This window comes from Treponema bryantii NK4A124 (genome assembly GCF_000421345.1).
In the GTDB taxonomy this organism is placed as follows: domain Bacteria; phylum Spirochaetota; class Spirochaetia; order Treponematales; family Treponemataceae; genus Treponema_D; species Treponema_D bryantii_B.
This window is the reverse complement of the sequence record NZ_ATWV01000018.1, coordinates 17,089-41,955: the sequence shown is the minus strand read 5'-3', so window position 1 is coordinate 41,955 and position 24,867 is coordinate 17,089. Positions and strand designations below refer to the sequence as shown.

The window sequence follows — 24,867 nt, the reverse complement described above, 5'->3', positions numbered from 1 at the left end:
AGTTCGGTCCCTATCTGTTATGGGCGATGGAAGTTTGAGAGGAGCTGCTTTTAGTACGAGAGGACCGAAGTGGACGAACCTCTGGTTTACCAGTTATCCTGCCAAGGGTAAGTGCTGGGTATCTAAGTCCGGAAGGGATAACCGCTGAAAGCATCTAAGCGGGAAGCCCACCTCAAGATTAGACTTCCCTGGAACTTTAAGTTCCCTGAAGACTCCTGGGAGACTACCAGGTTGATAGGATGCAGGTGTAAGCGTCGTGAGGCGTTCAGCCGAGCATTACTAATAAGTCGTGAGACTTGGCCATATCATCGTTTCCGTTCATAAGAAACAAGACATCTTCTTAAATATCCGTCCTGCGTGCCTGCTTCGTGCAGCTTACGCACTTCGTTTTACTTTGTATTAAATGCTAGTGGCCATAGTGGAGAGGTAATACCCGTTCCCATTCCGAACACGGAAGTCAAGCTCTCTTACGCCGATGATACTGGGTCCGTCCCGGGAAAGTAGGTAGCTGCTAGCTTTTTTATTTAACAGCAATAATAATGTTTCGAGAAATCTTCCCGGGACGGACCGAACACTTTTAAGAGTTTATGAGCCATAGGTGAATTGAGACTTCGGGATTGTAACCGCGAGTTTTGATGCGCATAGCGCAGCAAAACTCGGTAGTGAGGGAGCCTGCGACCGAACGGAGAAAGTAGACCCTAAATCGGAGAGCCGTTAAAACGGACGCTCCAGTGGAGCGTTCGTTAGGCTCATCCGACTAATGGGGGTGGGAAGCTATGCTTCCCGCTGCCGAATTATAAGCCGATAATGCGCGCCAAGCATGGAGGGGTGCCGAAGGCAGCCACCGCAGGCGGAGCCGAGGAGGCCGAGCGAACAGCGAGCCCCGGAACGCGACCTTGGAAGATGATGCAGCGCCCATAATACCTATTGTATAAAAAACGTTTTCATTATATTCTATTATATCTATTTTTTGAGGTGTATTATGGCAGAAGAAAAATTTGATTTTACTATAGACAACTTGGGACCTTGTACTATTCCGTCTCCGATTAAGCTTTCTACAGTTCACGGAGATTATACTGCAAACTATGTAAGCGATGATTCTTATGTGCTTGCAAACGTAAATGTTTTTGACGTAAAGAAAGGCGTTGTTCTTGATTCTTCAAATCTTATGGAAAAGGCTGGTCCTCGTGAGAAGATTTATTTTGACCCAACTCACGCTAAGGCTGGTATTTGTACCTGTGGTGGTCTTTGCCCTGGTTTGAATGATGTTATCCGTGCAATTGTACGCTGTCTTAATACCCGCTATGGTGTAAAAACAATTAAGGGTTACCAGTATGGTTTCCGCGGATTCTTTGCTGAAAGCGGATATGAACCAATTGAGCTTGACCGCTATCTTATTGATGAAATCCACAAGATTGGTGGTACTTACCTCGGAACAAGCCGTGGTGGCGGACAGCGCGTTGAAGAAATCGTAGACTGCCTTGAGCGCGATGGAATCAACATGCTCTTTATTCTTGGTGGTGACGGTACTCAGCGCGGTTCTTATGATATTGCCTGCGAAGTTGAAAAGCGCGGTCTTAAATGCGCCGTTGTAGGTGTACCAAAGACTGTAGATAATGACCTTATGTTTATTGACCGCTCCTTTGGTTTTGAGACTGCTGTTCAGCGCGCTAAGGAAACTGTTGCCGCTGTTCACATGGAAGCAGCAAGCCAGATTAATGGTATTGGTCTTGTAAAACTTATGGGCCGCGAAGCTGGTTTTATTGCCGCTGCAGCAGCTCTCTCTAGCCACGAGACAAACTTCTGTCTTATTCCTGAAGTTCCTTTCGAAATGGAAGGTGAGCATGGCTTCCTTGCCTGCCTCGAGCGCCGTCTTGCAAAACGTGGACACGCCGTAATCGTAGTTTCAGAAGGTGCTGGTCAGGATCTTCTTCAGGCTACTGGTGCAACTGACGCTTCTGGAAACAAAAAGCTTTCTGATATTGGTGTATTCCTTAAGAGCGAGATTGAAAAGTACTTCAAGGCTAAGAATATCGAAATCAACCTTAAATATATTGATCCTTCATATCAGGTTCGTGCAAGCGTTACTACTGCAAGTGACTCTATTTACTGTGAGCGCCTTGGTAATAATGCAGTTCATGCTGCTATGGCCGGAAAAACAAAGTGTGTAATTGGTCTTGTTCACGACAAGTTCGTTCACCTTCCAATCAAGGCTGTAACTGCTCATCGTAACGCTGTTGATCCTGAAGGTTCACTCTGGCGTGATACTCTGGATGCTACTGGTCAGCCAATTCTTATGGTAAATGATATGGCTAAGGCTCAGGAAAAAATGGCTGCGGCTGTTGCCGGTGCTAAGAGCAAGCCTAGTGAGCAGAAAAAGTCTAAATAGATAAACAAACAGATATAAAAAAAATACCTGCGGCCCACGCGGTTAAGCTTATGCTGACAATTGGTCAGGCCAATTGCAGCATAACTTAAAGTGTGTTCCACAGGTATTTTTTTTGTGTTTTCCTATTTATTTAGGGTTTTTCTTTTATGGACGGAATAAGATAGTGGGATTATTCTGATACTATGAAAAGTATATTGGAAGAGTTTGGTTATTCGAAATTTGATATCGAAAACCGTGTGATTGAGTGCTGGAATAATATTTTCGATCAGAAAAATCCGAATCATTTTTATTTTGAAGCAGAAGATAATACCGGCTATATGGAAGACACCGGTAATGATGATGCACGTACTGAGGGCATGTCCTATGGTATGATGATGGCCCTTCAGATGAACCGAAAGGATATTTTTGACCGCATCTGGAAGTGGTCTAAGAAAAATATGTTTATGGAAAGCGGTCCTAACGCGGGATATTTCTGCTGGTCTAACAAGCCTGATGGAAGTAAGAATGCTGATGGTCCTGCTCCTGATGGTGAGGAATACTTTGCAATGGCTCTCTTCTTTGCTGCCCGACGCTGGGGTAATGGAGAGGGAATCTTCAATTATACTGAGCAGGGACGAGAGATTCTTAGAGTTGCAATTCATAGTGAAAATAAGATGTGGTTTGAAGAAAATCACCATATTCGTTTTGTACCTAACTGTCCTTTCACTGATCCTTCTTATCATCTGCCGCATTTTTATGAGCTCTTTGCTGAATATGCAGACCCATGTGACAAGGAATACTGGAAGGCTGCTGCTAAGGCCAGCCGTAAGTATCTCGTAAAGGCATGTCATCCGGAAACTGGTCTTGCATCTGAATATGCAAATGATGATGGAACTCCTCTTCCTCCTAAATATCATGGAACTTTCTTTAGTGATTCTTATCGTGTTGCTGCCAACATTGGTCTTGATGCCCTCTGGTTTGGCGGAAATGCCAGCCTGTCGAAAATAGCTACAAATATCATAAACTTTTTTGATGGTAAGGAAGCTGATGATCTTAAGGATTATATGATTGACGGTACGGAATTGAAGAAAAATGCAAGGCACCCAATCGGGCTCATAGCTACTGTGGCCGAGGCTGCGGCGGCGGTTAAGCTTGATGACAGAGAGGCTCGTGCCGCTGCAGAACGTGCTGTAAAGCGCTTCTGGGATACTCCGATGCGCACCGGCCGCCGCCGCTACTACGACAATTGTCTCTACTTTTTCGCAGTTTTAGCTTTAAGTGGTCATTATGTCGTATACTAGTGTGTAACTGTGTGCTATAATATAAATGGTTTTTGATATTTACGGTGGTTGAGTGCGCACGAAGTGCGTGTATCGAAACCACCGTTTTGTTTATTGAGGTAAATATGTTCAAAATTGATGGAAAGAATGCTTTTGTTTGTGATGAAAATGAGTTTTCTGGTGTAAAGAAAATTGCTGATAAGGTATGTCTTGATGTGGAGAGGGTGACTGGAAAGAAACCGAAGGTGCTTTCGATACAGCCTTCGGCTTATTCAAGCACCGAGGCAGAGTCAGTTCTTTTTGCAACTCTGGGGCAGGCGCCTCTCGCAGAAAAACTGGCTTCAGATAATGGACTTTCTGCTGAACTTTCAAAAATCACCAACAAGCGCGAATGCTACATCTTCGCTGTCCGCTCAGACAAAATCATCATTATTGGAAGCGACAAGCGCGGTACAATATACGGACTTTTCCATCTTTCCGAACTTATGGGAGTTTCTCCTCTTGTTGACTGGTGCGGAGTTTTACCGGCCCGCCGCGAGGTAGTTGAACTTGAAGAAGGTGTAACTGTAAGTAAAGAGCCTTCTGTTCGTTTCCGCGGATTTTTCATAAACGATGAATGGCCTGCTTACGGCAACTTTACTACCCACAATTTTGGCGGCTTTAATGCTAAAATGTACGAGCACGTTTTTGAGCTCCTTCTCCGCCTCAAGGGAAACTATCTCTGGCCTGCAATGTGGTCTGCACAGTTCAGCCTGGACGGCCCTGGCCTTGCAAATGCAGAGCTTGCTGACGAGCTTGGCGTAGTTATGGGAGCCAGCCACCACGAACCATGCTGCCGTAACGGAGAGGAATACCGCTATGTCCGCGGCCCTGGTTCTGTTTACGGTGATGCCTGGAACTTCTGGAAAAACCGTGAGGGTATTACAAAGTTCTGGGAAGACGGCTTAAAACGTAACGGCAAGTTTGAAAATGTAATTACTGTTGGTATGCGAGGTGAGGCTGATACTGCAATTATGCAGAACGCTACACTTGCAGACAACATTAATTTGTTGAGAGATGTTCTTAAAACTCAGAACCGCCTTATCCGCGAAAATGTAAATGAGGACCTGGACAAGGTTCCACGCATGCTGGCCCTTTATAAAGAGGTTGAGCCATATTTCTACGGCGACAAGCACACTAAGGGCTTGATGGGCGACCCTGAACTTGACGGTGTAACCCTCATGCTCTGTGACGATAACCACGGAAACCTTCGTACAGTGCCTACAGAAGCTATGAGAAATCACAAGGGCGGCTATGGTATGTATTATCATTTTGATTACCATGGATGGCCTTACAGCTACGAGTGGCTTAATACAAACTATCTGCCTAAGGCCCGCGAGCAGATGTCTGCCGCCTACGAGTTTGGAATCCGCGACCTCTGGATTGTAAATGTAGGTGATATTCTTACAAATGAGTTCCCTCTTTCTTACTTCCTCAATCTTGCTTACGATTACGAAAAATATAATTCTGATACTAAGGCTTATAGCGACGCCTGGTTTGCTGACCAGTTCCCATACTTTACGGCAGAGCAGCTTCAGGAGATTTCTGACATTGTTTACGAATCAAATAAAATTACCAGCATGTGCCGTACAGAAGCCCTTAAGCCGACAACCTTCCATCCGGTAAATTTTGGTGAAGCTGATTATATTATAAACCGTGCTAAGCATCTTATTGAGCGAACTGTGGAATTACGTAAGTCAGTTCCGGCAGAACAGGATGCAGGCTTCTTCAGCCAGGTTTATCTGCCGGTGGTTGGAACAATGAATGTAGAGCTTATGCAGCTTTACAGCGGAAAGAATCAGTGGTTCGCACAACACAATGCTTTGGTTGCAAATGTATATGCAGAAAAGGTTCACCAGTGCTGTCTTTTTGATAAAGAACTTGTTGATGAATGTGATAAGGTTGGAAATGGACGCTTCTTTGGCATGGCCTGGTCTGAGCATTTTGGATTCAGAAACTGGTGTGAAGCCTACAATCAGTATCCGGTTTATCAATATGTTGAACCTACAAGAAAAAATCGGGTTGTTGTATGGGTAGATGGAACAGATTTTGTTACAACAGGCCAGGACTGGACTGTACGCGATTTGTATCTTGATGCTTTCAAAAATCCTGATGTAGAGGAAGCCTGTGTAAAAATGGCCGTAAGCAGCGAAAAGGGCTGTACTCTTACTTCAAGTGTAGAAGCAGAATGGCTTTGTTTTGCTTTAATAAAGGACCTGGAAGGATTGACGGCAGATGGAACTTCTGGACTTGATACAATCCGTCTTAAGATTGACCGCGAAAAGTTTGCTAAAGCCAGCGACAAAACTGCAATTTTGAAAATTGAAGGTGATGATGGTCATGGAGCAAAAATCCTTGTAAAGGTTCATATTGATGCATCAATTCCAGATACAAACTTCCCGGCCGGAACTTTTGTTCAGACTACAAACTATGTAAGTATTGAAGCTCCGCATTTTGTTCGTTCAAGCGGTTTTGACCTCCTGCCTGGCTACGGAAAGACTCTGGGTGCTGTAAAGGCTGCGGCTACTACAAGAAGTTTTGCTCCAGCTGATGAGAATGCTCCTTTTGTAGAATATGCTTTTGCTTTATCTGAGGATTTTGTTGAAAAGACCGGCGGTGTAATGGCTTTTGACTTCTATATTAATCCTTCAAATCCGGCTTATAAGGATAACAAGCTTCAGTTTGTTGCAGAAGTAAACGGAGAAAAGATTTTGAAGGATGCAGTTGATCCTGAAAAGTTTGCAGTTGGTGATAATCAGTTCCCATGGGGCGAAGATATTCCGAATAATATCCGTATTGCAACTGTTTATGCAGACTGTCATGCTGGCTTGAACTCTGTAAAACTGAGACCGGTAACTCCAAATATTGTGCTTGAAAAAATCGTTATTCATGAGGCCAATAAGCCTATGCCGAAATCTTATCTCGGTGCTCCGGAAACTTTTTTCTTGTAACCCCGCTGTAAATTCATTATTTTATAGATATGAGCAACTATTACGATATACTTGGCGTGCCAAAAACTGCTACTGCAGATGAAATTAAAAAGGCCTATAGAACGCTTGCTTTCAAGTATCACCCTGATAGAAATCAGGGCAATCCCGAGGCTGAAGAGAAGTTTAAACAGATAAGTGCCGCTTATGATGTGCTTGGTGATGAAGCTAAGCGCAGACAGTATGATATGGGCAGTTATTCAAGCTCTTACTCTACAGCCGGCAGTCAGACTCAGCAGCAGTACCAGAGACAGTATCAGTATACTTATTCAAATCCTTTTGGTGAAGAAAATTTCTGGGAATGGTTTAATGGTCCTCAGTTCCGTTCAAGAAATCAGCAGACTCAGAATTCATACAATAATTATTCGCAGTATCATTATAATCAGGAAGAAGAACCACAGACCCGCGGTTCCTATTTTTCAACCTTAGTCCTCAAGGCTCTGCAGACCATGGTGGGTATGATGTTTTTCAGATTCTCCTGGTTTATTATTCCCTTCGGTCCGATTATCTGTATCGGAGTAATTGTGAATGGTGTAAGTGGAGTTGTTAGAGCGCTGAAGGGATTATTTAAAAGGGCATAAAGTAGGGTGGTTTCGATACGGCCTTTGGCCTACTCAACCACCGTTGATATCATAAGACTGGTGGTTGAGTGGTTGCGAAGCAACTGTATCGAAACCACGTCGTATAAAAATTTGATTATATTATTCCAATATAATACTTCTTCTTACCACGGCGGAAGATAATTATTTTACCTTCAAGCGCCATGTCCTTAGTAATAACCTTTGTCTCATCGTTTACAGTTTCACCGTTGATTGAGATTGCGTTATTTTTGATGAACTCACGTGCTTCACGCTTAGAACTAGCCATACCGTTGTTTACGAGTACATCAACGAGAGGAAGCTCTTCCTTAAACTGGAAGTTAGGAACTCCCTTAAGTCCCATGAGAATATCATTTACAGAAAGGCCTTTGAATTCGCCTTTAAAGAGCTTTTCAGAAACCATAACGGCATTATCAGCTTCTTCTTTTCCGTGGAGGTCTTTAACAACTTCCCAGGCAAGAGTTTTCTGTGCAATACGTGTTTCAGGAGCAGCCTGCTGCTGAGCGTAAACATCTTCAATCTGCTCTTTTGTAAGGAAGGTGAATACCTTGAGGTAGTCAAGAACCAGAGAATCATCTGCATTGATAAGGTACTGGTAGATTGCGTATGGAGATGTCTTGTCTTTGTCCAGCCAGAGAGCATTTCCTTCGGACTTACCAAACTTCTTACCTGTTGCATCAAGAATAAGAGGCATTGTAAAAGCATAAGCCTGTCCGTCTAGCATTTTGCGGATAAGGTCTACACCGGTTGTGATGTTACCCCACTGGTCTGAACCTGCAACCTGCATGATACATTTCTTTTCCTGGAAGAGGTGAACAAAGTCAAAGCCCTGAAGGAGCATGTATGAGAACTCTGCAAAAGTAATACCAGTTTCAAGACGGCGGCGGATAATATCCTTGTCCAGCATGTAGTTAAGGCTGATGTATTTACCAATGTCGCGCAGGGTGTCGAGGAAGGAACGGTCTTTCCACCAGTCGTAGTTGTCTACGAGTTCTGCACTTGGAACAAGGCGCTTAATCTGATTTCGGATTCCGCCAATGTTCTTGTTTACAGCTTCTTCTGAAATAATTTCGCGTTCTGCAGTTGGGCGTGGGTCTCCAATGCGTCCTGTTGCACCACCACACAAAAGAACCGGATGATGGCCTGCATTTGCAAGGCGTTTTGCCATACAAAGAGAAGAGTAGTGGCCCAGGTGAAGAGAATCTGCTGTAGGGTCTGTTCCCCAGTAAAAAGCGAATGGTGCTCCGTCCAGAACCTTCTGTAAATCAGCTTCTTCGCCGGCAACGTCTTTAATGAGTCCGCGCCATTTCAAATCTTCAAAGAGTGTCATGTTGTTTTTCTCCTATATCAATTTTATATTTTCAACCTGCAATAAAAAAGGCTTTCCTGTTACGGAAAGCCTTGTAATTACCATTTAGTAACACAGCGCAAACTACTTGCGTTTTCCGTAAGAACAGAGAGAATCTAAGCTATAATAAAGGTAAGCCAACGTAGAGGAATTGATTTTCTGTGCCCAACGGACTGTGTGTTTCATAATGCTTTTTCCTAAAAAATTAGCGCTCGCGGAATACGATGCGTCCCTTGTTCAAATCATAAGGTGAAAGTTCAACTTTAACGCTGTCACCAGGAACGATTCTGATGTAGTGTTTTCTCATTTTTCCGGAAAGGTGAGCGAGAATAATGTGTCCGCCTTCGAGTTCTACGCGGAAGGTTGTGTTAGGAAGGGCTTCTTTTACAATACCCTGTACTTCAATAGCTTCTTCTTTTGCCATAGTTATCCTTAAAAATCAAAAAATAAATTTTCGAAAAATTGCAAAAAAGAATTTGTCTTTTTGCTAATTTACATTTATATTAGTTATTATATACAAAACACCACGATTTGACAACACAAGTAAAAAATCGTTTTGGGAGGATTATAAAATTGAATAAAGAATTTCTTAAAAAAATGAAAGAATATCTGCTTGAGCAGAGAAAAACCCTCTTAGCCTCTCTGGCAGATCAGAGCGAAGATATGCGTGGCCTTATTAAAACAGTTGAATCAGGAGATGAAGCTGATGTGGCTGCAGATGTAATAGATAGAACCCTCTTAACAGCACTTGGAACTCAGGATGCAAACAGACTTCAGCAGATAGACAGCGCACTGGACCGAATTAATCAGGGAACTTATGGCCGCTGTGTAAAATGTGGAAAAGAAATTCCTCAGGAACGACTTGAGGTTCTTCCTTATGCACTTATGTGCATTACCTGTGCAAGTGCCCAGGAGAGAAAGAACCGCTAATGTCGTCACCCTGAACTTGTTTCAGGGTCTATCAAAAAGATGCTGAAATGTCATTCTGAACTTGTTTCAGAATCAGCATGACTTTTGTTTTTACAATTGTACGATAATATTTCCAGGATATACCAGTTCGGTGTATCCTGTTTTTTTTGCCTGAGCTGCGGCGCGGTCAAAGGCACCGTCGAGCATAGCGGTGGTGTGGGCATCAGAATTAATGCAGACAGGAACACCAAGCTCATAAAGAAGTTCCAGAAAATACTGAGAAGGATAGGTATCATCCATAATACCACGGCCAATTGCTCCGGTATTGATTTCTGCAATTACACCAGACTTTGCAATTTCCAGGGCAGTTGCTTTAATTTCATCCTTGTACCAGCTTTCTTCAGGATTAAAAAAGTTCAAAGGACCGTTTCTAAGCTTTATTAAATCACAGTGAGCGATAATATCAAAATTACCCTTTTTAAGCATTTGACGTTCTGCAGCAAAATAATCACATACTGCAGCTCGTCCGTCAATTTCTCCATTTGCTTTTGAATATAGACGGATAAGATTTTCTTTTACAATTTCGGGTTTATGGTCTACCGTGTAAAAGCCCTTGTCGGTGTTGATAAAATGAACAGCTCCAATCAGATAGTCTGGGGAGAATTCTTCGTAATTTTCTTTGGAAGGAATTGCAGTGCCGTAATCAGCCGAATCAAAATAATCAGCCTCAAATCCAAGGTAAATGTTGATTTTATCAGCGTATTTTTCCTTAAGACGATGGATTTCTTCTGCATAGGCCTTTATATTGTCAGAAGCAATATGCCAGAGATGGTCAAAAGGCTTGTAGAATTCCGGATTCAGAGGATGCAGGCAGTGGCTTGAGAAGCCCAAAACATCGAAGCCTTTTTCGATGGCAGATAAAACCATTTCTTCTGCAGTGTTTTTACCATCGCAGAATTGACTATGAGTATGAAAATTACATTTTCTGGCAGACATTTTTATTCCTTAACCTTAAGAATGGAAAGACATTTCTGAATGAGAACATTTGGTTTCTGCGGTTTTACAAGGAAACTTGCGGCACCGGCACTTAAAACCTTTACGATAACATCTTTTTGCAGACTCTGGGTGTAAACCACAACAGGTGGAGTATGAGGCATGCTGTGCATTCTCTGAAGCAGTGAAAGACCTGTCTGATCACTGAGAAGAACGTCTAGAATTATAAGGTCGAATTTACCGTCTTCATAGGCATTAAGGAATTCCTGTCCCTTTGTAAATGTGTGACAGGTTGCACCGGCCTGTTCAAAATAATTCTTTGTGAGCTCCATACTCTGTTCATCGCTGTCAATAATGGCAATTGTAAGTACGGTTCCTGTTTTCTTTGGAACTTCAGAATCTTCAAGACCATCAGAAGAAAAGCGGGTTGCAATCGAAGCTGTATCTTCTGCCTCATAGGATGGTGTAAGGAAGCGGTTTGTAATAAGGTCTGAGATGTCGGAAGTAACTGATGTGTCTACAAGGTCGTTGAGAACCCGGGATAGATTTGAAGACATTTCAATTCCCGAGTAGTTTGAATGACCGTTAATCATTTCACGTACAAAATTACTCAATGAAAGAATTTTAACGTTTTTAGCGTGAATTTTAGGACAGGCAAGAACATTGTCTATAAGGAATTCCAGGTTGTAGCCGTCTACAAAGGTAAGTTCCAGGTTTGTGAGCATGATTACAACCTTAGGGTTGTCGAGTTTTTCACGCTCAATCATTTCTGAAAGCTTAAACTGAAGCAGGGCAATTTTTTCACGGTTTAGACCAAGAGCAAGCTCAATAAAGATGATATTGTTGTTGCGGTGAAGGTCGAGGATGCAGGGAGTTGTATCCATTGAAAGAGGCACACGAACAACGAGTCCGATAGATTTAAAGAACATATCGAACTGAATAGGCTTTTCAAAGTATTTGATTACGCCGTATTTTGCATAGGCTGCAATATTGGAACGGTCCTGCTTTGGTCCGGTAATGATTACAGGTATATCAGCACAGTTAGTATCAGTGCGCTTTTTTTCCAGGAATTCCATTTCCATTGTATTATCTTCTTCCATATCAAGAATGATAAGATTTGGAAGAGATGTGATAACCTTGGTGTAAATATCACGGTTTTCCTGAGTTGTAATGACCTCAATCTGATCTTCAGACAATTTCTGCTTAAGAAAGTCTCGAAATAGCGGATGACTATCTGCAATCAATACCTTTTTCATTCCTATATAATAACATAGTTTTGTGTAATAGAAAAGAACGATTTTTCTTGCCGATTGGCTGATTTTTTTATATCTTTTAAATAAGATTCTGAGATGGATCCTGAAACAAGTTCAGGATGACATTGAGGGATGACATTGTAATTTATTTTTTCGAGGTATAAAAAATGGCAAAACAGTTATTGTTTAGTGAAGATGCTAGAAAAAAGCTTTTGAGCGGCGTTGAGCAGATTTCAAAGGCTGTAAAAACAACACTTGGTCCTTGTGGACGTATGGTTATGATGGATAAGAAATACGGTTCACCAGTAATTACAAAGGACGGTGTTTCTGTTGCTAAGGAAATTGAACTCCAGGATCCTTATGAGAACATGGGAGCTCAGTTTGTACGCGAAGTAGCAAGCAAAACTAACGATGATGCCGGTGATGGTACAACTACTGCAACTGTACTTTCTTACGCACTTGTTCGCGAAGGAATTAAATCTGTAGCCGCTGGTATGAGACCAATCGAAATTAAACGCGGTATGGATAAGGCTGTTAAGCTTGCCGTTGAAGAAATCAAAAAGAATGCAAAGCCTGTAAAGGGCGCTGATGATATTACAAACATCGCTACAATTTCTGCAAACAACGACCCAGAAATTGGTAAGATGCTTGCTGATGCTATCGAAAAGGTAGGAAAAGACGGTGTTATCACTGTAGAAGAATCAAAGAACATGGAAATGACTGTTGATACAGTTGAAGGTATGCAGTTTGACCGCGGCTATATTTCTTCTTACTTTGTAACAGACCGCGAGCGCATGGAAGCTGATTTTGATGACGCTTACGTTTTGATTTATGACAAGAAGATTTCTGCAATGAAGGATCTTCTCCCAATTCTTGAGAAGGTAGCAAACGCTGGTAAGGCTCTGGTAATCATCTGTGAAGATGTTGAAGGTGAAGCTCTTACAACTCTCGTTTTGAATACAATCCGTGGAACAATCAAGGTTTGTGCTGTTAAGGCTCCAGGCTTTGGTGACAGACGTAAGGATATGCTCCAGGATATCGCTATTTTGACTGGAGCTACTGTAGTTTCTGAAGAAGTTGGACTTAAACTTGAAACTTGCGGAACAGAAGTTCTTGGTAAGGCTAAGTCTATTAAGATTGACAAGGACAACACAACAATCGTTGGTGGTGCCGGAGCTTCTAAGGCTATCAAAGACCGTGTTGCAGAAATCAAGAATGCTATTGAAAAGTCTACATCAAGCTACGACAAGGAACAGCTGCAGAAGAGACTTGCTAAGCTCGCTGGTGGTGTTGCTGTAATCAACGTTGGTGCTAACACAGAAACAGAAATGAAGGAAATGAAGTTCCGCGTAGAAGATACAATTGCTGCTACACGTGCCGCTCTTGAAGAAGGTATCGTTTCTGGTGGTGGACTTGCCCTCATCGAAGCTTCAAAGGCTTTGAACGAAATCCCTGCTGACCTTACAGAAGATGAAAAGGTTGGATTTAAGATTGTACGCCGCGCTCTCGAAGAGCCAATGCGCCAGATTGCAGAAAATGCAGGTCTTGACGGAAGCGTAATTGCTGAACGCGCTAAATCAGAAAAGAAGGGAATTGGTTACAATGCCCGCACTGGTGAATGGGTAAATATGCTTGAGGCCGGAATTATCGACCCAGCTAAGGTAACATGTTCTGCTTTGAAGAACGCTGCATCTGTTGCAGGAACTCTCCTCACAACAGAATGTGCAATTACAGACATCCCAGAACCAAAGGCACCAGCTGCACCTGCAGCTGATCCATCAATGATGTATTAACGGCAAATCTTAATACCTAAAGATATCAGCATACCTTGTACATCGTGGTCAACAATAAGGCCGCCTACAGGTATGCTGATGTTTATTACAGGCCCTGCACGCAGCTGCGGGGTCAAATCATATAACCAGCTTCCACCGGCAGTTAAATAAAACCAGCGTGGTTGTTTCCAGAAATAATCATTAATCAAACTTACATCTTCTCCGGCAGAGCCAGACCAGCCCGAATCAGAATCTTTTACTCCATGGGCGCGGATTCCAAAGCGCATGAAAATTCCCAGACCTGCAGTAATCTGAAAACGGCTTTTTTCCAGAAATATAGAATAAACAGCAGGAATATTAAGAAGAAATGAAAGTGTAGTGCTTGTACGGTTTTCAATTTCTGCAGGCAGAGCTCTGTCTTCGTAATAGAGGTGCTGCATCATAAAGAAACTGATGGTCGGTTGAACCGAAAGAACTGTAGAATTCGGCCAGATAAATCCGACAGAAATAGGATAAACAATTGGTGAAGGAGCGCTTACAAGAACGCTTTCAGTATTAATGTAAACTCCAGGTTCAAACTGCAGGATAAAGTCTGCAGTGTAATGAGCCTTTGATGTTTCTTCATCAGAACTTTCAGTAAGGAACTCTTCAGATTCAGCAGCTTCAATATCTTCTCCCTGACAAAAAAGCGGCATGAGGAAAAAAAATGTTGCAAAAATCAGAAATAGTTTTTTCACCGGCAGCCCCTATATCATTCTGCTGTAAAGAGTACGTTCAAGATTAACCTGAAGAAATCCTGCACGACCAGTTTTATAGAATGAAGATTCTTCCCAGGCGGCATAAAGAGTTGTGCCGGAAATTACAAAATCAGAATATACAAAACCTACAGGCAGCTTTGGCAGCCTTATAGCAACAGGCTTACCGCTTCGTAAAATATGTTTACCCGGAAGAGCTCCTTCAAGGAAGAGGGTTCCGTCTTCAAAAAGAGCTGCAGACCAGCTTGCAGAAAGAATGGCCTTTGCGTTTAATTCTTTTTCTGTGCTGCCGGAAATGTTGTTTTCAAAAATACGGGGAGAAGAACCGCCTGCATTTTTTACTTCGATAATAAAAGGAAGCTTTGTATCAAAACCTGCAAGAAGCTTTTTAATTCTGTCAGGCGAGTCGGAATAGTTATAGTGAACGCGGCAGTTTCTGAAAAAATCTGCATCGCATTCTGTAATTTCAAGTTTATTGTCTGCAGTAGAAGGTGAAAGCGAAAGAAGAGGATTAAGAGGCTTAAAGCGGACATAGGAGAATTCGTTTCTGGTATCAGAAATTGTCTTGATGCTGCAGCACCATTCAAGGCCGTTCCAGTAAAAATCAGTTATTTCTGAATTACTTTTGTCTGTAATATTATTGCAGTTAATTACAGGGTAAGAGATTTTTGCAGTTGAATCAAATTGAAGAAGAAAAAGATGAGCAGATTTGTCGGCCTTATAATCTGGAGCCAGAATTGTATCATTAAAAAAGGCACTCTTATAAACAGAGAAAACCGGAACATTATTAAGAAATACAAGGTTTCCGGCAGTTCTGTCTGTAAAAAGGCTGGTGTCAGGTGAAAGAGAAATTACATCATCATTAAAAGAAAGAATGCCCAGCCGGTTTACAACAGCAAAGGCCTTTGAGTCTGAATTTTGAGTACAGGCCTCATTATTTGCAGATGAAATACGAATGCTTTCTGTCCAAGGTTTTTCAGCCTGAACAGGAGTGTTCTGTGGACGGTCAACAAGATGATAATTAGTATTTGAAAAATAATACCAGGCATGATTTGCTTTTGTAATTTCAACGGCAATGGCATTTTGAACAGGTATCTGTTCCTGCTTTTTTTTACAGCTGCAAAATAGGACTAAAGTAAAAGAGAGAAAAAGTATTAGGGCCTGTTTAAAAATTTTCATATATCTTCAATGTATATCGGAAGAAAAATAAACTCAAGTGATATATTTTTTGAAGATTTCCAGGTAATGAATATGCCGTATTTTTTCCCGTCTCCAATTAAAAGAGGTGTATTTTTTAATACCGTAAACTGATTCTTTTGTGCGAAAAATTGATTTTCAGGAATAAAGGTGGAAAAAAAGAGTCCAGAAGGCAGAGTTGCTGCATCCATTGGATTTGCGCCGGAAAGAGATAGCATTCCCGCCTTAAAAGAAAGGGCAGAAATTCCTTCAAGAATTTTTGATTTAGAAAGCAGCCAGGGATTATAAAAATATTTTTCGCTTTCAGAGATTTTTTTATCAATAGATTCCTGGGCTTTTCTCCAGTTAAAGCAGCTTACGAGGTATTCTATATCTGCGGGGGAGAGTGATTCGGAAAGCCCTTCATTAAAAAAGGTTTTCATGCCATCTGCAAGAAAGCCCTGCTCCCAGCTGATTTTATTTTCTGTTTGATTGCGGCTGAATGAAAAGGGGTAAAGAAAACCGGCCGGCTTAAAAAAAGCGCATTCACTTCCATCTGAAAGAAGGGTTATTGGCTGGGCTAAAAGGCAGAAAGGCCGGTTCTTTTTTACGGAGAGGGTAAGAGTCTGGCTTGTGGTGTAAAAAGATTGCTCTTCTTCCCCACCGCGGATGCAGATTTGCCAGCGGGAAAGCCTGGGGTAGCTGGATGAGAAGGAATCTTCCGGCGGCCAGCAGGGCAGAGTCAGGCAGATACTTTCTTCTGCCGGACTGTTGTTTGCCATGGCACAAGCGGTCAGCAGGGGAAGCAGCGCGAAAAAGCATAGGGTAAGTAATTTAACAATAAATCTCATACTATATAAATAGTATGAGATTTATCATTTAAGGAAGTTTTCTGGATTTTTTTTGAAAAATTATTCGAATTTTGCGATTTCTGTCTGACAAAGCTGATCACAAAGCTCGTTGTATTCAACTCCGGCGTGGCCCTTTACCCAGTTCCAGGTTACATTGAGGCCGGCATTAAGGCTGTCTAATTGTACCCAGAGATCCTGGTTTTTTACCGGTTTTTTGTCGGCAGTTTTCCAGCCCTTGGCCTTCCAGCTTTTTATCCAGGTGGTAATTCCGTTTTTAACGTACTGGCTGTCGATGTTTACGGTTACGTGGCTGCCTGCAAAATCCGGGGTGTTATGTACAACTGTAAGTGCTGTAATGGCTGCCATGAGCTCCATGCGGTTATTTGTGGTCATTTTCTCGCCGCCCGAAAGCTGCTTTGCAACTCCGTCTGCAATTACAACAATAGCCCAGCCACCGGGACCAGGATTTCCGTGGCAGCCGCCATCTGTGTATATAGTAATTTCTTTCATTAAAATTCCTTTTTTACTTCTGATAAAAACTTAATCCAGGCTTGTGAAAGCAGTTTATAGCCTTCTTCGTTTGGATGGATACCATCGTAGCACATAAACTCTTTGTGGCCTTCGAAAATAGTCCATGGGTCTAAGAACTGAACCTTGTTTTTCTGAACAAAGTCTGCCTGGGCATTTTTGTAGATAAGCTGATTTTTCCCCAGGGTCTCTGCTGTGCCACCAAGGAAGTTTAGAATAGCAACTTGGTCCTGGCCTTTTATGATTGTTTTAAACCAGTCATCGCAGACATAAGGAATAAGGCCCATCATAAGAGGGGTTACCTTATTGTCGCGGCAGAGCTTTACCATGGCAGACAGGTTTTCGAGGTATTCTGCAAGAGGTACTTTCTGTACCAGAGTGCCCCAGTCGTAGTCGCAGTCGTTTGAGCCAAACTCAATAATACAAAAATCAGCTTCTCCGCCTTTTTCAAAAAACTTCTGAAGTTTTACAAGGCCCTTGCTGGTGATGTTGCCGTAAATTGAGCGGTTATCCAGTTCAAAACCAAGTTCTTTTTGTGCCAGTGAAAGCGAATCGTTTTCTGTAACATCAAAGAGCTTGTCTGAATTTGGAATTGTGATAACGCCTTTGAGAATTGAATCGCCGAATACAACTAATTTCACGTGGACCTCCTGAAGGTGGTTTCGATACACGCCGCTTTGCGGCGTACTCAACCACCGTGAAGTGTTAAACGATAACGCCCTTTGTGCTTGGAACGGTGCCGCCGCGGCGGGCATCTATTTCTGTTGCGGCGCGGATGGCGCGGCTTACGGCCTTAAAGCAGGCCTCGATTTTGTGGTGGTCGCTGCGGCCGCGGATTACGTCTATGTGTAAGTTGCAAAGTGCTGCGTTAGCAAAGCCCTGCCAGAAGTCTTCAAAGCAGTCTGTCTGGAAAGTACCCTGCTTGCCGTCCTGTACGCTTACAAGAGGCATTCCCGAAAGCTGTGAGTTGCAAACGAGGAATGGACGGCCGCCGAAGTCTACGGCTGCCTGGGCCAGTGTCTCGTCCATAGGGTAAATGAAGAAACCGCTGCGGTAGATGCCGGCGCAATCTCCCAGAGCCTTCTTAAAGCATTCTCCGAGTACGATTCCTGTATCTTCAATTGTGTGGTGCTGGTCTACGTTGAGGTCGCCTTTGATTGTACCGCTGAGGTCAAAAAGCCCGTGCTTGCAGAAGCTGCGGAGCATGTGGTCGAAAAAGCCGATCGGGTTTTCAACATCATACTTACCTGTACCATCGAGGTTGAGTGTGAGTTCGATTTGTGTTTCGCCGGTTACGCGTTTTACAGTTGCAGTTCTCATTAAAGTCCTCCGTTATGGGGCGTTGCGGGGTGTCCCCGCAGAGGGGGTAGCGAGCAACGCAGTGCGAGCGAGGGGGTATTCGCCCACAGCATGAATATGCTGTGGTTCAAGCGGACTTCCCCCTACAGCATTACCTTTCTAAGTTCATATTCCACGATATCTGTAGCACCCAGACTCTGCAGTTTTGGAAGCAGGGTAGGTACTTCAGATTTTTTTACGGCAATTTTGATTGCATAGCCGTTTCCGCCGAAAAGTGGAGAAACAGTAGGGCTCTTCATGCTTGGAATACCCTTAATAAGAGTTTCGAACTTGTCTTCTGCGCAGTTCATTTCAAGCATTACACGGCTGCGGGCATTCAAAACTGTTTCAAAGAGCATTTTGAGCTCCATGATTTTCTGCTTTTTAGCAGGATCTGCCATAGCGGCCTTGCTTGCATACATTCTTGTAGAAGATTCCATAAGAGTGTCTACAATCTTGAGGCGGTTTGCCTTGAGTGAAGAGCCTGTAGAAGTGTTATCAATCAAAATCTGTGCGATAGAATCTTCGTTGTCCTGTACGAAACCTTCTGAAGTTCCCCAGGTACGGAAGATTGTTCCGTCTATTTTCTTTTCTTCAACCCACTTTTTACTTAGTGCCTGATATTCTGTTGCAATTGTAACCGGTGATTTTAAGAGTTTATCAAAATCACGTGCTTCCGGAATTGCGGCTACAATGCGTACCGGGTCAAAGCCCAGGTCCATAATTTCTACAACATCGTCCTGGCAGCCGTTTTCGTAAATCCAGTCTTTGCCGGAAAAACCCATGTCAGCCTTGTTGTTTGCAAGAAGAAGACTTACAATCTGTGGCTTTACAACCTGGAATGCAAGATCTTCCTGATTTGTTGTAGGAAAGTAAGTGCGGTCTGGAAGATGGATTGAAATACCTACGTCGCTCAAAAGTTCATAAACTGACTCGTAGATTCTGCCCTTTGCAAGTAAGATTTTAAGTTTGTCCATTTCCATACTCCTTTTCATGACTATTTTGGTTTACAGTATATAGAAGTATCTGCAATAATTCAATGACAGTGTAAATATTTATTAATTGTTAATAATTTGCGAAAACGTTTTACTCATGCTATAATTAAATAATATTTAAAAAAAGTAATAGACAGGTTTTCCAGCTTGAAAAAAAGAGGCCTGGACGTTCATACACAGGAGATAGAAATGCCTATTACTGAAGAAGATTCTTTCTTTATTGAAAATATTGTTAATATCAACAAGAGAATCTATGTCATTCTTTTTTGGGCACTCATAGTTCCAGTTTCATTTGTTGCCCTTACCTATGTGGGGGTCTGGTATGTACCAACCCTTTATGCAGTAATGGTCTTTTTATATACCCTTGTGATGGCTTCTATTTGCTGTATACTGAATAAAACGGGAAAAAAGACTCTTCAGCATGTTACTATGTATCTTGGCCTTATTGCTATTTCGGGCTTTGTTTTTTTGCTGGGCTTTAAGGGTGTTATTGTTCTTACTATTTCCTGGGCATTTGCTCCATTCATCAGTTGTCTTTATTATAACCGCCGTCTCACAAGAATAACCACAATTATCAATTTTATTCTTACAGTATTTGCCTACTGGCTGAAATCTGCAACCGTTACTCTGGTTTTAAGTGGCGTAAAAACTCCTATGCGCTGGTTTGTAGAAAATGTTCCGGGTGTAATTATTGAGTTTATTTTTGTATTTTTGGTTACGGACTTTCTTTCCAGAAGAACTTACGAAACCTTCCGCCGTCTTATGTCTATCAATGCAGATAAGGATGGTGCTTACAAGCGACTGAACGAAAAAACGCTGGAGCAGTTCAATACAAATAAAGAGCTTCAGGAAAAGAATGAATATATTGAAAAACTGAACAAGGAACTTAATTCCCGCAACGAAAGCCTTAGTGAAAATCAGCATAAGATTGTTGAATTTGTTGTAAAAAGCTTTGGTTCTTTTGATATATTTGGTGTTACTCATAATTATCATGTTGGAAAATATGTACAGGAAATCTGTAAAAAACTGGCTAACAGCGGTTATTATGAAGAAGAACTGACAGAGGAAAAAATAGAGTGCTATATGCTGGCGGCCCTTTTGCACGATGCCGGTAAAATCAGAATTCCTCAGAGAATTGTAAACAAGGTTGGAAAGTATACAGAAGAAGAATACGAGATTATGAAAACTCATCCTATGGAAGGAAGAAAAATACTTGAAGGTATGCCTCTTATAGATGATGGTTCTTTCAATATAATCGCTAAAGAAATGGCTCTTTATCATCATGAAAGATGGGATGGAAGCGGATATCCTTATGGAGTTGCAGGAAATACCATTCCTCTTTGTGCCCGTATTCTTGCAGCTGCTGATGTTCTGGATGCTTTAATCAGTCCGAGACTTTATAAAGAACCTAAGTCTATTGATGAAGCAATTAAGGTTTTTGAAGAAGAAAAGGGTAAATCTTTTGAGCCTTGCATTGCAGATGCCGTAATTGGTCTTAAAAATGAGATTGTTTCAATTGATCTTGATTTTAAAACCATGGAAGGGGCAAAATTTGATGATGAACTTGCAAGATGGAAAAAATTCTATCCTGAATTAGAAGTTTTAGGGAAGGCTGGAAAATGAGTACAGGAATTAGTGTAATTTTGTGCCTTGTAGCAGGCGTTCTGCTCCTGGTTGGATTTTTAGGAACCTTTGTACCGGTTTTACCAGGTGCACCACTTGCCTGGGCGGGCCTGCTGGCTGCATATTTTTCTGATTTTAATGATATTTCGCTGGCCTGTCTCATTATTACTGCAGTAATTGCAGTTGTAGTTTCTATAGCTGATAATTTTTTTCCGGTTACGATGACTAAGAAATTTGGCGGCAGTAAGTATGCTACAAGAGGCGCCACTATTGGCCTGATTGTAGGATTTTTTACCGGACCATGGGGAATTATTCTTGGTCCTTTCTTTGGAGCCCTGATTGGAGAATGGATAAATAAAGAAGGAAAACAAGAGGGTGTGCTTAAGGCTGCTTTTGGAGCATTTATGGGCTTTTTGCTTGGAACTGGACTTAAAATGATTACGGTTCTTGGCTTTATCTGGGTATTTGTAATCAGTTTCTTCAGATAATAGAAGTCCTGTATGACGATTTGTAAAAAAAAGAGCGCTCCTTACGGAACGCTCTTTCCCCCTAATTTATATAAATCAAAAGATTTATTCTATTTTGTCATGTTCGGGCTTGACCCGGACATCTATTCAATGATGAACTTATCCTTTCCGGCACCACATTCTGGACACTTGTAATCAGCCGGTACATCAGCCCAAGAAGTTCCTGGTGCTACGTTGTTTTTTGGATCGCCTTCATCTTTATCGTAAACATGTCCACAGTTATCACATTGCATTCTTTCCATATCAGGTCACCTCGTAAAACAAATTTAATATAGTTAATTATAACACGGATTCCCCGTTTGTAAAGTTTTATTTTACGAGTCTGCCTGCATTACCTTAAACGGATCTTCTGTTCTGTACATTTCACGCAGCTTTGGCTTCTCAATTTTACCTGTAGGGTTACGAGGAACCGGTGCAAAGATGATTTTGCGTGGGCGTTTGTACTTTGGAAGTTCCAGACAGAAGTTGTTTACATCTTCTTCTGTGCAGGTGTAGCCCTGTTTTACCTCGATGATTGCGGCTGCGATTTCTCCCAGGCGCTTGTCTGCAAGGCCGATAACAGCAACGTCCTTAATTGCTTCCATTTTATGGAGGAAGTCTTCAATCTGAACAGGGTAGAGGTTTTCACCACCTGTGATGATAACGTCCTTCTTGCGGTCTACAAGGTAGATAAAGCCGTCCGGGTCCATCATTGCCATATCTCCGGTGTAGAGCCAGCCTTCATCGTCCATAACTTCTTTAGTTGCTTCCGGATTTTTATAGTAGCAGACCATAACGCCAGGTCCGAATACGGCAAGCTCGCCTACATCGCCCTGTTTTACTTCCTTGCGGTGCTCGTCTACAATCTTAACCTTCCAGCCGTAGCCCGGAATACCGATTGCTCCGATTTTGTGGTCGTTGCCAACGCCAAGGTGAACACAACCAGGTCCGATAGATTCTGAAAGTCCGTAGTTTGTGTCGTAGTCATGGTGAGGGAAGTATTTTTTCCAGTCTTCAATAAGCTTTTTTGGAACCGGCTGGGCACCAATGTGCATAAGGCGCCACTGGTCAAGCTTGTAGTCGGAGATTTTGAGGTCGCCGCGGTCGAGGCTGTCGAGAATATCCTGTGCCCATGGAACGAGAAGCCATACAATTGTACAAAGCTCGTCAGAAACTGCCTTGAGAATTACTTCCGGCTTGGTTCCGCGGAGAAGGACTGCCTTGCTGCCCGAAATAAGGGAGCCGAACCAGTGCATTTTTGCACCTGTGTGGTAAAGCGGCGGAATACAGAGGAATACATCGTCCTTTGTCTGACCGTGGTGCTTCTGTTCTACGGCAGCAGAGTGCATGAGGGCGCGGTGCTTATGAAGAATAGCCTTAGGGAAGCCTGTTGTTCCCGAGCTGAAGTAGATTGCGGCTTCATCATCATCTGTGAGCTCTATGTTAAGGTTTTCTGACGAATAGTTCATTACAGATGAAATGTAGTTTTCTGAGAAGGTAGGTGTGAGGCCTTCGCCAACGTAAATAAGAAGGCGGCGGTTCATTATTTTTTCGGAAATTGATTCGAGACGGCCGATAAACTCAGGGCCAAAGAAAAGCACTGAAATGTCGGCAAGGTTGAGACAGTAGTCAATTTCGTCTGAGGCATAGCGGAAGTTGAGTGGTACGGCCAGAGCTCCGGTTTTAAGAATACCAAAATAGATTGGAAGCCATTCAAGGCAGTTCATGAGTAAGATACCAACCTTGTCGCCTTTGCGAACGCCGCGTTCCAAAAGGTAGTGGGCACAGCGGTTAGCCTTTTCGTTAAAAATGCGCCAGCTGATTTCGCGGCGGTAAGGAAGATTAGGCTCCGGCTGGGTAAGGTCGAATTCCTTCCAGGTCATGCGGCGGGTGTCTTTTACTTCCGGGTTTAATTCTACAAGTGCGCAGTCGTTTCCATATTTTTCTGCGTTTGATTCAAGATATTTGGTGATTGGCATTTTATTCCTCGATTCTTTAATAATACTTCAGAAAATTATAAATCATAAAGAAGAAAAATTAAAGGGAAAAAAGTTCTTATGTTGACAGAAATAACTGCGTGTTATATATTACAACTTGTTATTTGTTTCTGTAAAAAGAAACGTACTATTTTCTCAAAAAGAAGTGCCAACGGAGGTTATATTATGGCAAAGGAAATTCCATACAAAATTTATCTTGAAGAATCGGAGATGCCTAAAGCCTGGTATAATGTCCGCGCAGATATGAAAAAGAAGCCGGCTCCGCTTTTGAATCCACAGACTCACAAGCCTTGTACTTCAGAAGAGCTGGAAAAGGTTTTCTGTAAGGAGCTGGTTGCCCAGGAACTCAACGAAACAGACGCTTACATCGAAATCCCTGAAGAAATCAGAAACTTCTATAAAATGTACCGCCCGGCACCACTTGTCCGCGCTTACTGTCTTGAAAAGAAGCTTGGGACTCCGGCTCACATTTACTACAAGTTTGAAGGCAATAATACTTCGGGCAGCCATAAGCTGAACTCGGCCATTGCCCAGGCCTACTACGCAAAAAAACAGGGGCTCAAGGGTGTTACTACCGAGACTGGTGCCGGCCAGTGGGGAACAGCCCTTTCTATGGCAAGCTCTTACTTCGGCTTGGACTGCGTTGTTTATATGGTAAAGTGCTCTTATGAGCAGAAGCCTTTCCGCCGTGAGGTAATCCGCACTTATGGTGCAAATGTAACTCCTTCTCCTTCTATGAATACCGAGGTAGGCCGCCGTATAAATGCCGAGTTCCCGGGAACTAACGGCTCTCTCGGCTGTGCAATTTCCGAGGCGGTTGAGCATGCTACAACTCATGAAGGCTACCGCTATGTGCTTGGTTCAGTTTTGAATCAGGTTTTGCTGCACCAGAGTGTAATTGGTCTTGAAACAAAAACAGCCCTCGATAAATACGGTGTTAAAGCTGATATTATTATTGGCTGTGCGGGTGGTGGAAGTAACCTGGGCGGTTTGATTTCTCCATTTGCAGGAGAGATGCTCCGCGGTGAGGCTGATTATAAGATTATCGCAGTTGAGCCTGCTTCGTGTCCTAGCCTGACCCGCGGTGTTTACGCTTATGACTATTGTGATACTGGAAAGGTTTGTCCTCTTCAGAAAATGTATACACTTGGTAGCGGCTTTATGCCTTCTGCAAGTCATGCCGGCGGTCTGCGTTACCACGGAATGAGCAGCATTGTAAGTGAACTTTATGACCAGGGCTTGCTTGAGGCCCGCTCTGTAGAACAGACTGCGGTTTTCCAGGCTGCTGAAGATTTTGCCCGCATCGAAGGCATTTTACCTGCTCCGGAAAGCAGCCATGCAATCCGCGTTGCAATTGACGAAGCAATGAAGTGCAAGGAGACCGGCGAGGCTAAGAACATCGTATTCGGTCTTACAGGAACCGGCTATTTTGATATGTATGCTTACAAGGCCTTTAACGACGGCGAAATGAGCGATTATATACCAAGTGATGCAGAAATCAAAAAAGCCACAGATATGATTCCTCGTTTCCCGGGAAATGAGTTTTAAGC

General features: G+C 42.7%; 22 protein-coding genes and 2 rRNA genes. 11 read left to right on the top strand and 13 right to left on the bottom strand.

All coding sequences use genetic code 11. The features are described 5' to 3' along the window. The 6 genes from G626_RS0113890 to G626_RS18370 form a co-directional block, all read left to right on the top strand. A 23S ribosomal RNA gene (locus G626_RS0113890) occupies positions 1–304 on the top strand; the annotation flags it as partial. Positions 305–405: 101 nt separating this feature from the next. Beyond that, positions 406–517: ribosomal RNA gene (rrf, locus tag G626_RS0113885) — 5S ribosomal RNA — on the top strand. Positions 518–982: 465 nt separating this feature from the next. Continuing rightward, entirely contained in the window at positions 983–2,389 is a 1,407-nt protein-coding gene (locus tag G626_RS0113880) for an ATP-dependent 6-phosphofructokinase (RefSeq protein ID WP_022933391.1), read from the top strand. Between the two features lie 182 nt (positions 2,390–2,571). Then, complete coding sequence (locus G626_RS0113875; protein ID WP_022933390.1) at positions 2,572–3,669, top strand: glycosyl hydrolase family 8; 1,098 nt, start codon at positions 2,572–2,574, stop codon at positions 3,667–3,669. 104 nt (positions 3,670–3,773) lie between these two features. Next, positions 3,774–6,638 (top strand): glycosyl hydrolase 115 family protein, encoded by a 2,865-nt coding sequence (locus G626_RS0113870; RefSeq protein ID WP_022933389.1) that lies wholly within the window; start codon positions 3,774–3,776, stop codon positions 6,636–6,638. 29 nt (positions 6,639–6,667) lie between these two features. Beyond that, on the top strand, positions 6,668–7,255 hold the full coding sequence (locus G626_RS18370) for a J domain-containing protein (protein WP_022933388.1): 588 nt from the start codon (positions 6,668–6,670) through the stop codon (positions 7,253–7,255). A 115-nt stretch (positions 7,256–7,370) separates the two neighbouring features. Here G626_RS18370 and tyrS read toward each other — a convergent pair whose 3' ends face one another. Continuing rightward, complete coding sequence (gene tyrS, locus G626_RS0113860) at positions 7,371–8,603, bottom strand: tyrosine--tRNA ligase (protein ID WP_022933387.1); 1,233 nt, start codon at positions 8,601–8,603, stop codon at positions 7,371–7,373. Between the two features lie 223 nt (positions 8,604–8,826). Continuing rightward, positions 8,827–9,045 (bottom strand): translation initiation factor IF-1, encoded by a 219-nt coding sequence (gene infA, locus G626_RS0113855; protein ID WP_022933386.1) that lies wholly within the window; start codon positions 9,043–9,045, stop codon positions 8,827–8,829. A 149-nt stretch (positions 9,046–9,194) separates the two neighbouring features. Between infA and G626_RS0113850 the strand changes: the two genes are divergently transcribed. After that, a complete protein-coding gene (locus G626_RS0113850; RefSeq protein ID WP_022933385.1) occupies positions 9,195–9,551 on the top strand; it encodes a TraR/DksA family transcriptional regulator in 357 nt (118 codons plus the stop codon). A 90-nt stretch (positions 9,552–9,641) separates the two neighbouring features. Here G626_RS0113850 and G626_RS0113845 read toward each other — a convergent pair whose 3' ends face one another. Both G626_RS0113845 and G626_RS0113840 read right to left on the bottom strand, forming a co-directional pair. Then, a complete protein-coding gene (locus G626_RS0113845; RefSeq protein ID WP_022933384.1) occupies positions 9,642–10,526 on the bottom strand; it encodes a histidinol-phosphatase in 885 nt (294 codons plus the stop codon). Between the two features lie 2 nt (positions 10,527–10,528). Further along, positions 10,529–11,779 carry a response regulator gene (locus G626_RS0113840; protein WP_022933383.1) on the bottom strand — a complete coding sequence of 417 codons (1,251 nt, stop codon included), beginning with the start codon at positions 11,777–11,779 and terminating at the stop codon, positions 10,529–10,531. A 164-nt stretch (positions 11,780–11,943) separates the two neighbouring features. Between G626_RS0113840 and groL the strand changes: the two genes are divergently transcribed. Further along, on the top strand, positions 11,944–13,569 hold the full coding sequence (gene groL / locus G626_RS0113835; RefSeq protein WP_022933382.1) for a chaperonin GroEL: 1,626 nt from the start codon (positions 11,944–11,946) through the stop codon (positions 13,567–13,569). On the opposite strand, the gene G626_RS0113830 is transcribed toward groL, so the two are convergent. The 7 genes from G626_RS0113830 to hisG form a co-directional block, all read right to left on the bottom strand. After that, positions 13,566–14,285 carry a hypothetical protein gene (locus G626_RS0113830; RefSeq protein WP_022933381.1) on the bottom strand — a complete coding sequence of 240 codons (720 nt, stop codon included), beginning with the start codon at positions 14,283–14,285 and terminating at the stop codon, positions 13,566–13,568. The two genes, groL and G626_RS0113830, sit on opposite strands and share 4 nt — an antisense overlap. A 9-nt stretch (positions 14,286–14,294) precedes the next feature. Continuing rightward, complete coding sequence (locus G626_RS0113825) at positions 14,295–15,482, bottom strand: hypothetical protein (protein WP_022933380.1); 1,188 nt, start codon at positions 15,480–15,482, stop codon at positions 14,295–14,297. After that, the gene (locus tag G626_RS0113820; protein ID WP_156003361.1) at positions 15,479–16,330 is read right to left on the bottom strand and encodes a hypothetical protein; all 852 of its coding nucleotides are present in this window, start codon (positions 16,328–16,330) and stop codon (positions 15,479–15,481) included. Before G626_RS0113820 ends, G626_RS0113825 begins: the two co-directional genes overlap by 4 nt. A 60-nt stretch (positions 16,331–16,390) precedes the next feature. Beyond that, positions 16,391–16,840, bottom strand: a complete 450-nt coding sequence (rnhA, locus tag G626_RS0113815) for a ribonuclease HI (RefSeq protein WP_022933378.1) — start codon at positions 16,838–16,840, stop codon at positions 16,391–16,393. Continuing rightward, on the bottom strand, positions 16,840–17,499 hold the full coding sequence (locus G626_RS0113810; protein WP_022933377.1) for an SGNH/GDSL hydrolase family protein: 660 nt from the start codon (positions 17,497–17,499) through the stop codon (positions 16,840–16,842). Before G626_RS0113810 ends, rnhA begins: the two co-directional genes overlap by 1 nt. A gap of 64 nt (positions 17,500–17,563) precedes the next feature. Next, entirely contained in the window at positions 17,564–18,178 is a 615-nt protein-coding gene (gene hisB / locus G626_RS0113805) for an imidazoleglycerol-phosphate dehydratase HisB (protein ID WP_022933376.1), read from the bottom strand. A 122-nt stretch (positions 18,179–18,300) separates the two neighbouring features. Next, positions 18,301–19,173 carry an ATP phosphoribosyltransferase gene (gene hisG / locus G626_RS0113800; protein WP_022933375.1) on the bottom strand — a complete coding sequence of 291 codons (873 nt, stop codon included), beginning with the start codon at positions 19,171–19,173 and terminating at the stop codon, positions 18,301–18,303. A gap of 207 nt (positions 19,174–19,380) precedes the next feature. Between hisG and G626_RS17755 the strand changes: the two genes are divergently transcribed. Next, positions 19,381–20,814: an HD-GYP domain-containing protein gene (locus G626_RS17755; RefSeq protein WP_022933374.1), complete on the top strand. Its 1,434-nt coding sequence runs from the start codon at positions 19,381–19,383 to the stop codon at positions 20,812–20,814. Further along, positions 20,811–21,302: a DUF456 domain-containing protein gene (locus G626_RS0113790; RefSeq protein ID WP_022933373.1), complete on the top strand. Its 492-nt coding sequence runs from the start codon at positions 20,811–20,813 to the stop codon at positions 21,300–21,302. Before G626_RS17755 ends, G626_RS0113790 begins: the two co-directional genes overlap by 4 nt. 122 nt (positions 21,303–21,424) lie before the next feature. Here the strand turns inward: G626_RS0113790 and G626_RS17985 are convergent, their stop codons facing one another. Next, on the bottom strand, positions 21,425–21,583 hold the full coding sequence (locus tag G626_RS17985) for a rubredoxin (protein WP_022933372.1): 159 nt from the start codon (positions 21,581–21,583) through the stop codon (positions 21,425–21,427). A gap of 72 nt (positions 21,584–21,655) precedes the next feature. Further along, positions 21,656–23,299 (bottom strand): class I adenylate-forming enzyme family protein, encoded by a 1,644-nt coding sequence (locus G626_RS0113780; protein ID WP_022933371.1) that lies wholly within the window; start codon positions 23,297–23,299, stop codon positions 21,656–21,658. A gap of 183 nt (positions 23,300–23,482) precedes the next feature. On the opposite strand from G626_RS0113780, the gene G626_RS0113775 reads away from it, so the two are divergent. Then, positions 23,483–24,865, top strand: coding sequence for a TrpB-like pyridoxal phosphate-dependent enzyme (locus G626_RS0113775; protein ID WP_022933370.1), 1,383 nt, complete (start codon positions 23,483–23,485; stop codon positions 24,863–24,865). The last annotated feature ends 2 nt before the right edge of the window (positions 24,866–24,867 follow it).

What these genes read in the sequence shown, in the direction of transcription:
- infA (WP_022933386.1), bottom strand. Translation starts at nt 9,045, where the DNA reads ATGGCAAAAGAAGAAGCTATTGAAGTACAGGGTATTGTAAAAGAAGCC.
- hisG (WP_022933375.1), bottom strand. Translation starts at nt 19,173, where the DNA reads ATGGACAAACTTAAAATCTTACTTGCAAAGGGCAGAATCTACGAGTCA.
- G626_RS0113780 (WP_022933371.1), bottom strand. Translation starts at nt 23,299, where the DNA reads ATGCCAATCACCAAATATCTTGAATCAAACGCAGAAAAATATGGAAAC.
- G626_RS0113840 (WP_022933383.1), bottom strand. Translation starts at nt 11,779, where the DNA reads ATGAAAAAGGTATTGATTGCAGATAGTCATCCGCTATTTCGAGACTTT.
- tyrS (WP_022933387.1), bottom strand. Translation starts at nt 8,603, where the DNA reads ATGACACTCTTTGAAGATTTGAAATGGCGCGGACTCATTAAAGACGTT.
- G626_RS0113775 (WP_022933370.1), top strand. Translation starts at nt 23,483, where the DNA reads ATGGCAAAGGAAATTCCATACAAAATTTATCTTGAAGAATCGGAGATG.
- G626_RS18370 (WP_022933388.1), top strand. Translation starts at nt 6,668, where the DNA reads ATGAGCAACTATTACGATATACTTGGCGTGCCAAAAACTGCTACTGCA.
- G626_RS17755 (WP_022933374.1), top strand. Translation starts at nt 19,381, where the DNA reads ATGCCTATTACTGAAGAAGATTCTTTCTTTATTGAAAATATTGTTAAT.
- G626_RS0113845 (WP_022933384.1), bottom strand. Translation starts at nt 10,526, where the DNA reads ATGTCTGCCAGAAAATGTAATTTTCATACTCATAGTCAATTCTGCGAT.
- G626_RS0113790 (WP_022933373.1), top strand. Translation starts at nt 20,811, where the DNA reads ATGAGTACAGGAATTAGTGTAATTTTGTGCCTTGTAGCAGGCGTTCTG.
- G626_RS0113820 (WP_156003361.1), bottom strand. Translation starts at nt 16,330, where the DNA reads ATGAGATTTATTGTTAAATTACTTACCCTATGCTTTTTCGCGCTGCTT.
- groL (WP_022933382.1), top strand. Translation starts at nt 11,944, where the DNA reads ATGGCAAAACAGTTATTGTTTAGTGAAGATGCTAGAAAAAAGCTTTTG.
- hisB (WP_022933376.1), bottom strand. Translation starts at nt 18,178, where the DNA reads ATGAGAACTGCAACTGTAAAACGCGTAACCGGCGAAACACAAATCGAA.
- G626_RS0113825 (WP_022933380.1), bottom strand. Translation starts at nt 15,482, where the DNA reads ATGAAAATTTTTAAACAGGCCCTAATACTTTTTCTCTCTTTTACTTTA.
- G626_RS0113870 (WP_022933389.1), top strand. Translation starts at nt 3,774, where the DNA reads ATGTTCAAAATTGATGGAAAGAATGCTTTTGTTTGTGATGAAAATGAG.
- G626_RS17985 (WP_022933372.1), bottom strand. Translation starts at nt 21,583, where the DNA reads ATGGAAAGAATGCAATGTGATAACTGTGGACATGTTTACGATAAAGAT.
- G626_RS0113875 (WP_022933390.1), top strand. Translation starts at nt 2,572, where the DNA reads ATGAAAAGTATATTGGAAGAGTTTGGTTATTCGAAATTTGATATCGAA.
- rnhA (WP_022933378.1), bottom strand. Translation starts at nt 16,840, where the DNA reads ATGAAAGAAATTACTATATACACAGATGGCGGCTGCCACGGAAATCCT.
- G626_RS0113880 (WP_022933391.1), top strand. Translation starts at nt 983, where the DNA reads ATGGCAGAAGAAAAATTTGATTTTACTATAGACAACTTGGGACCTTGT.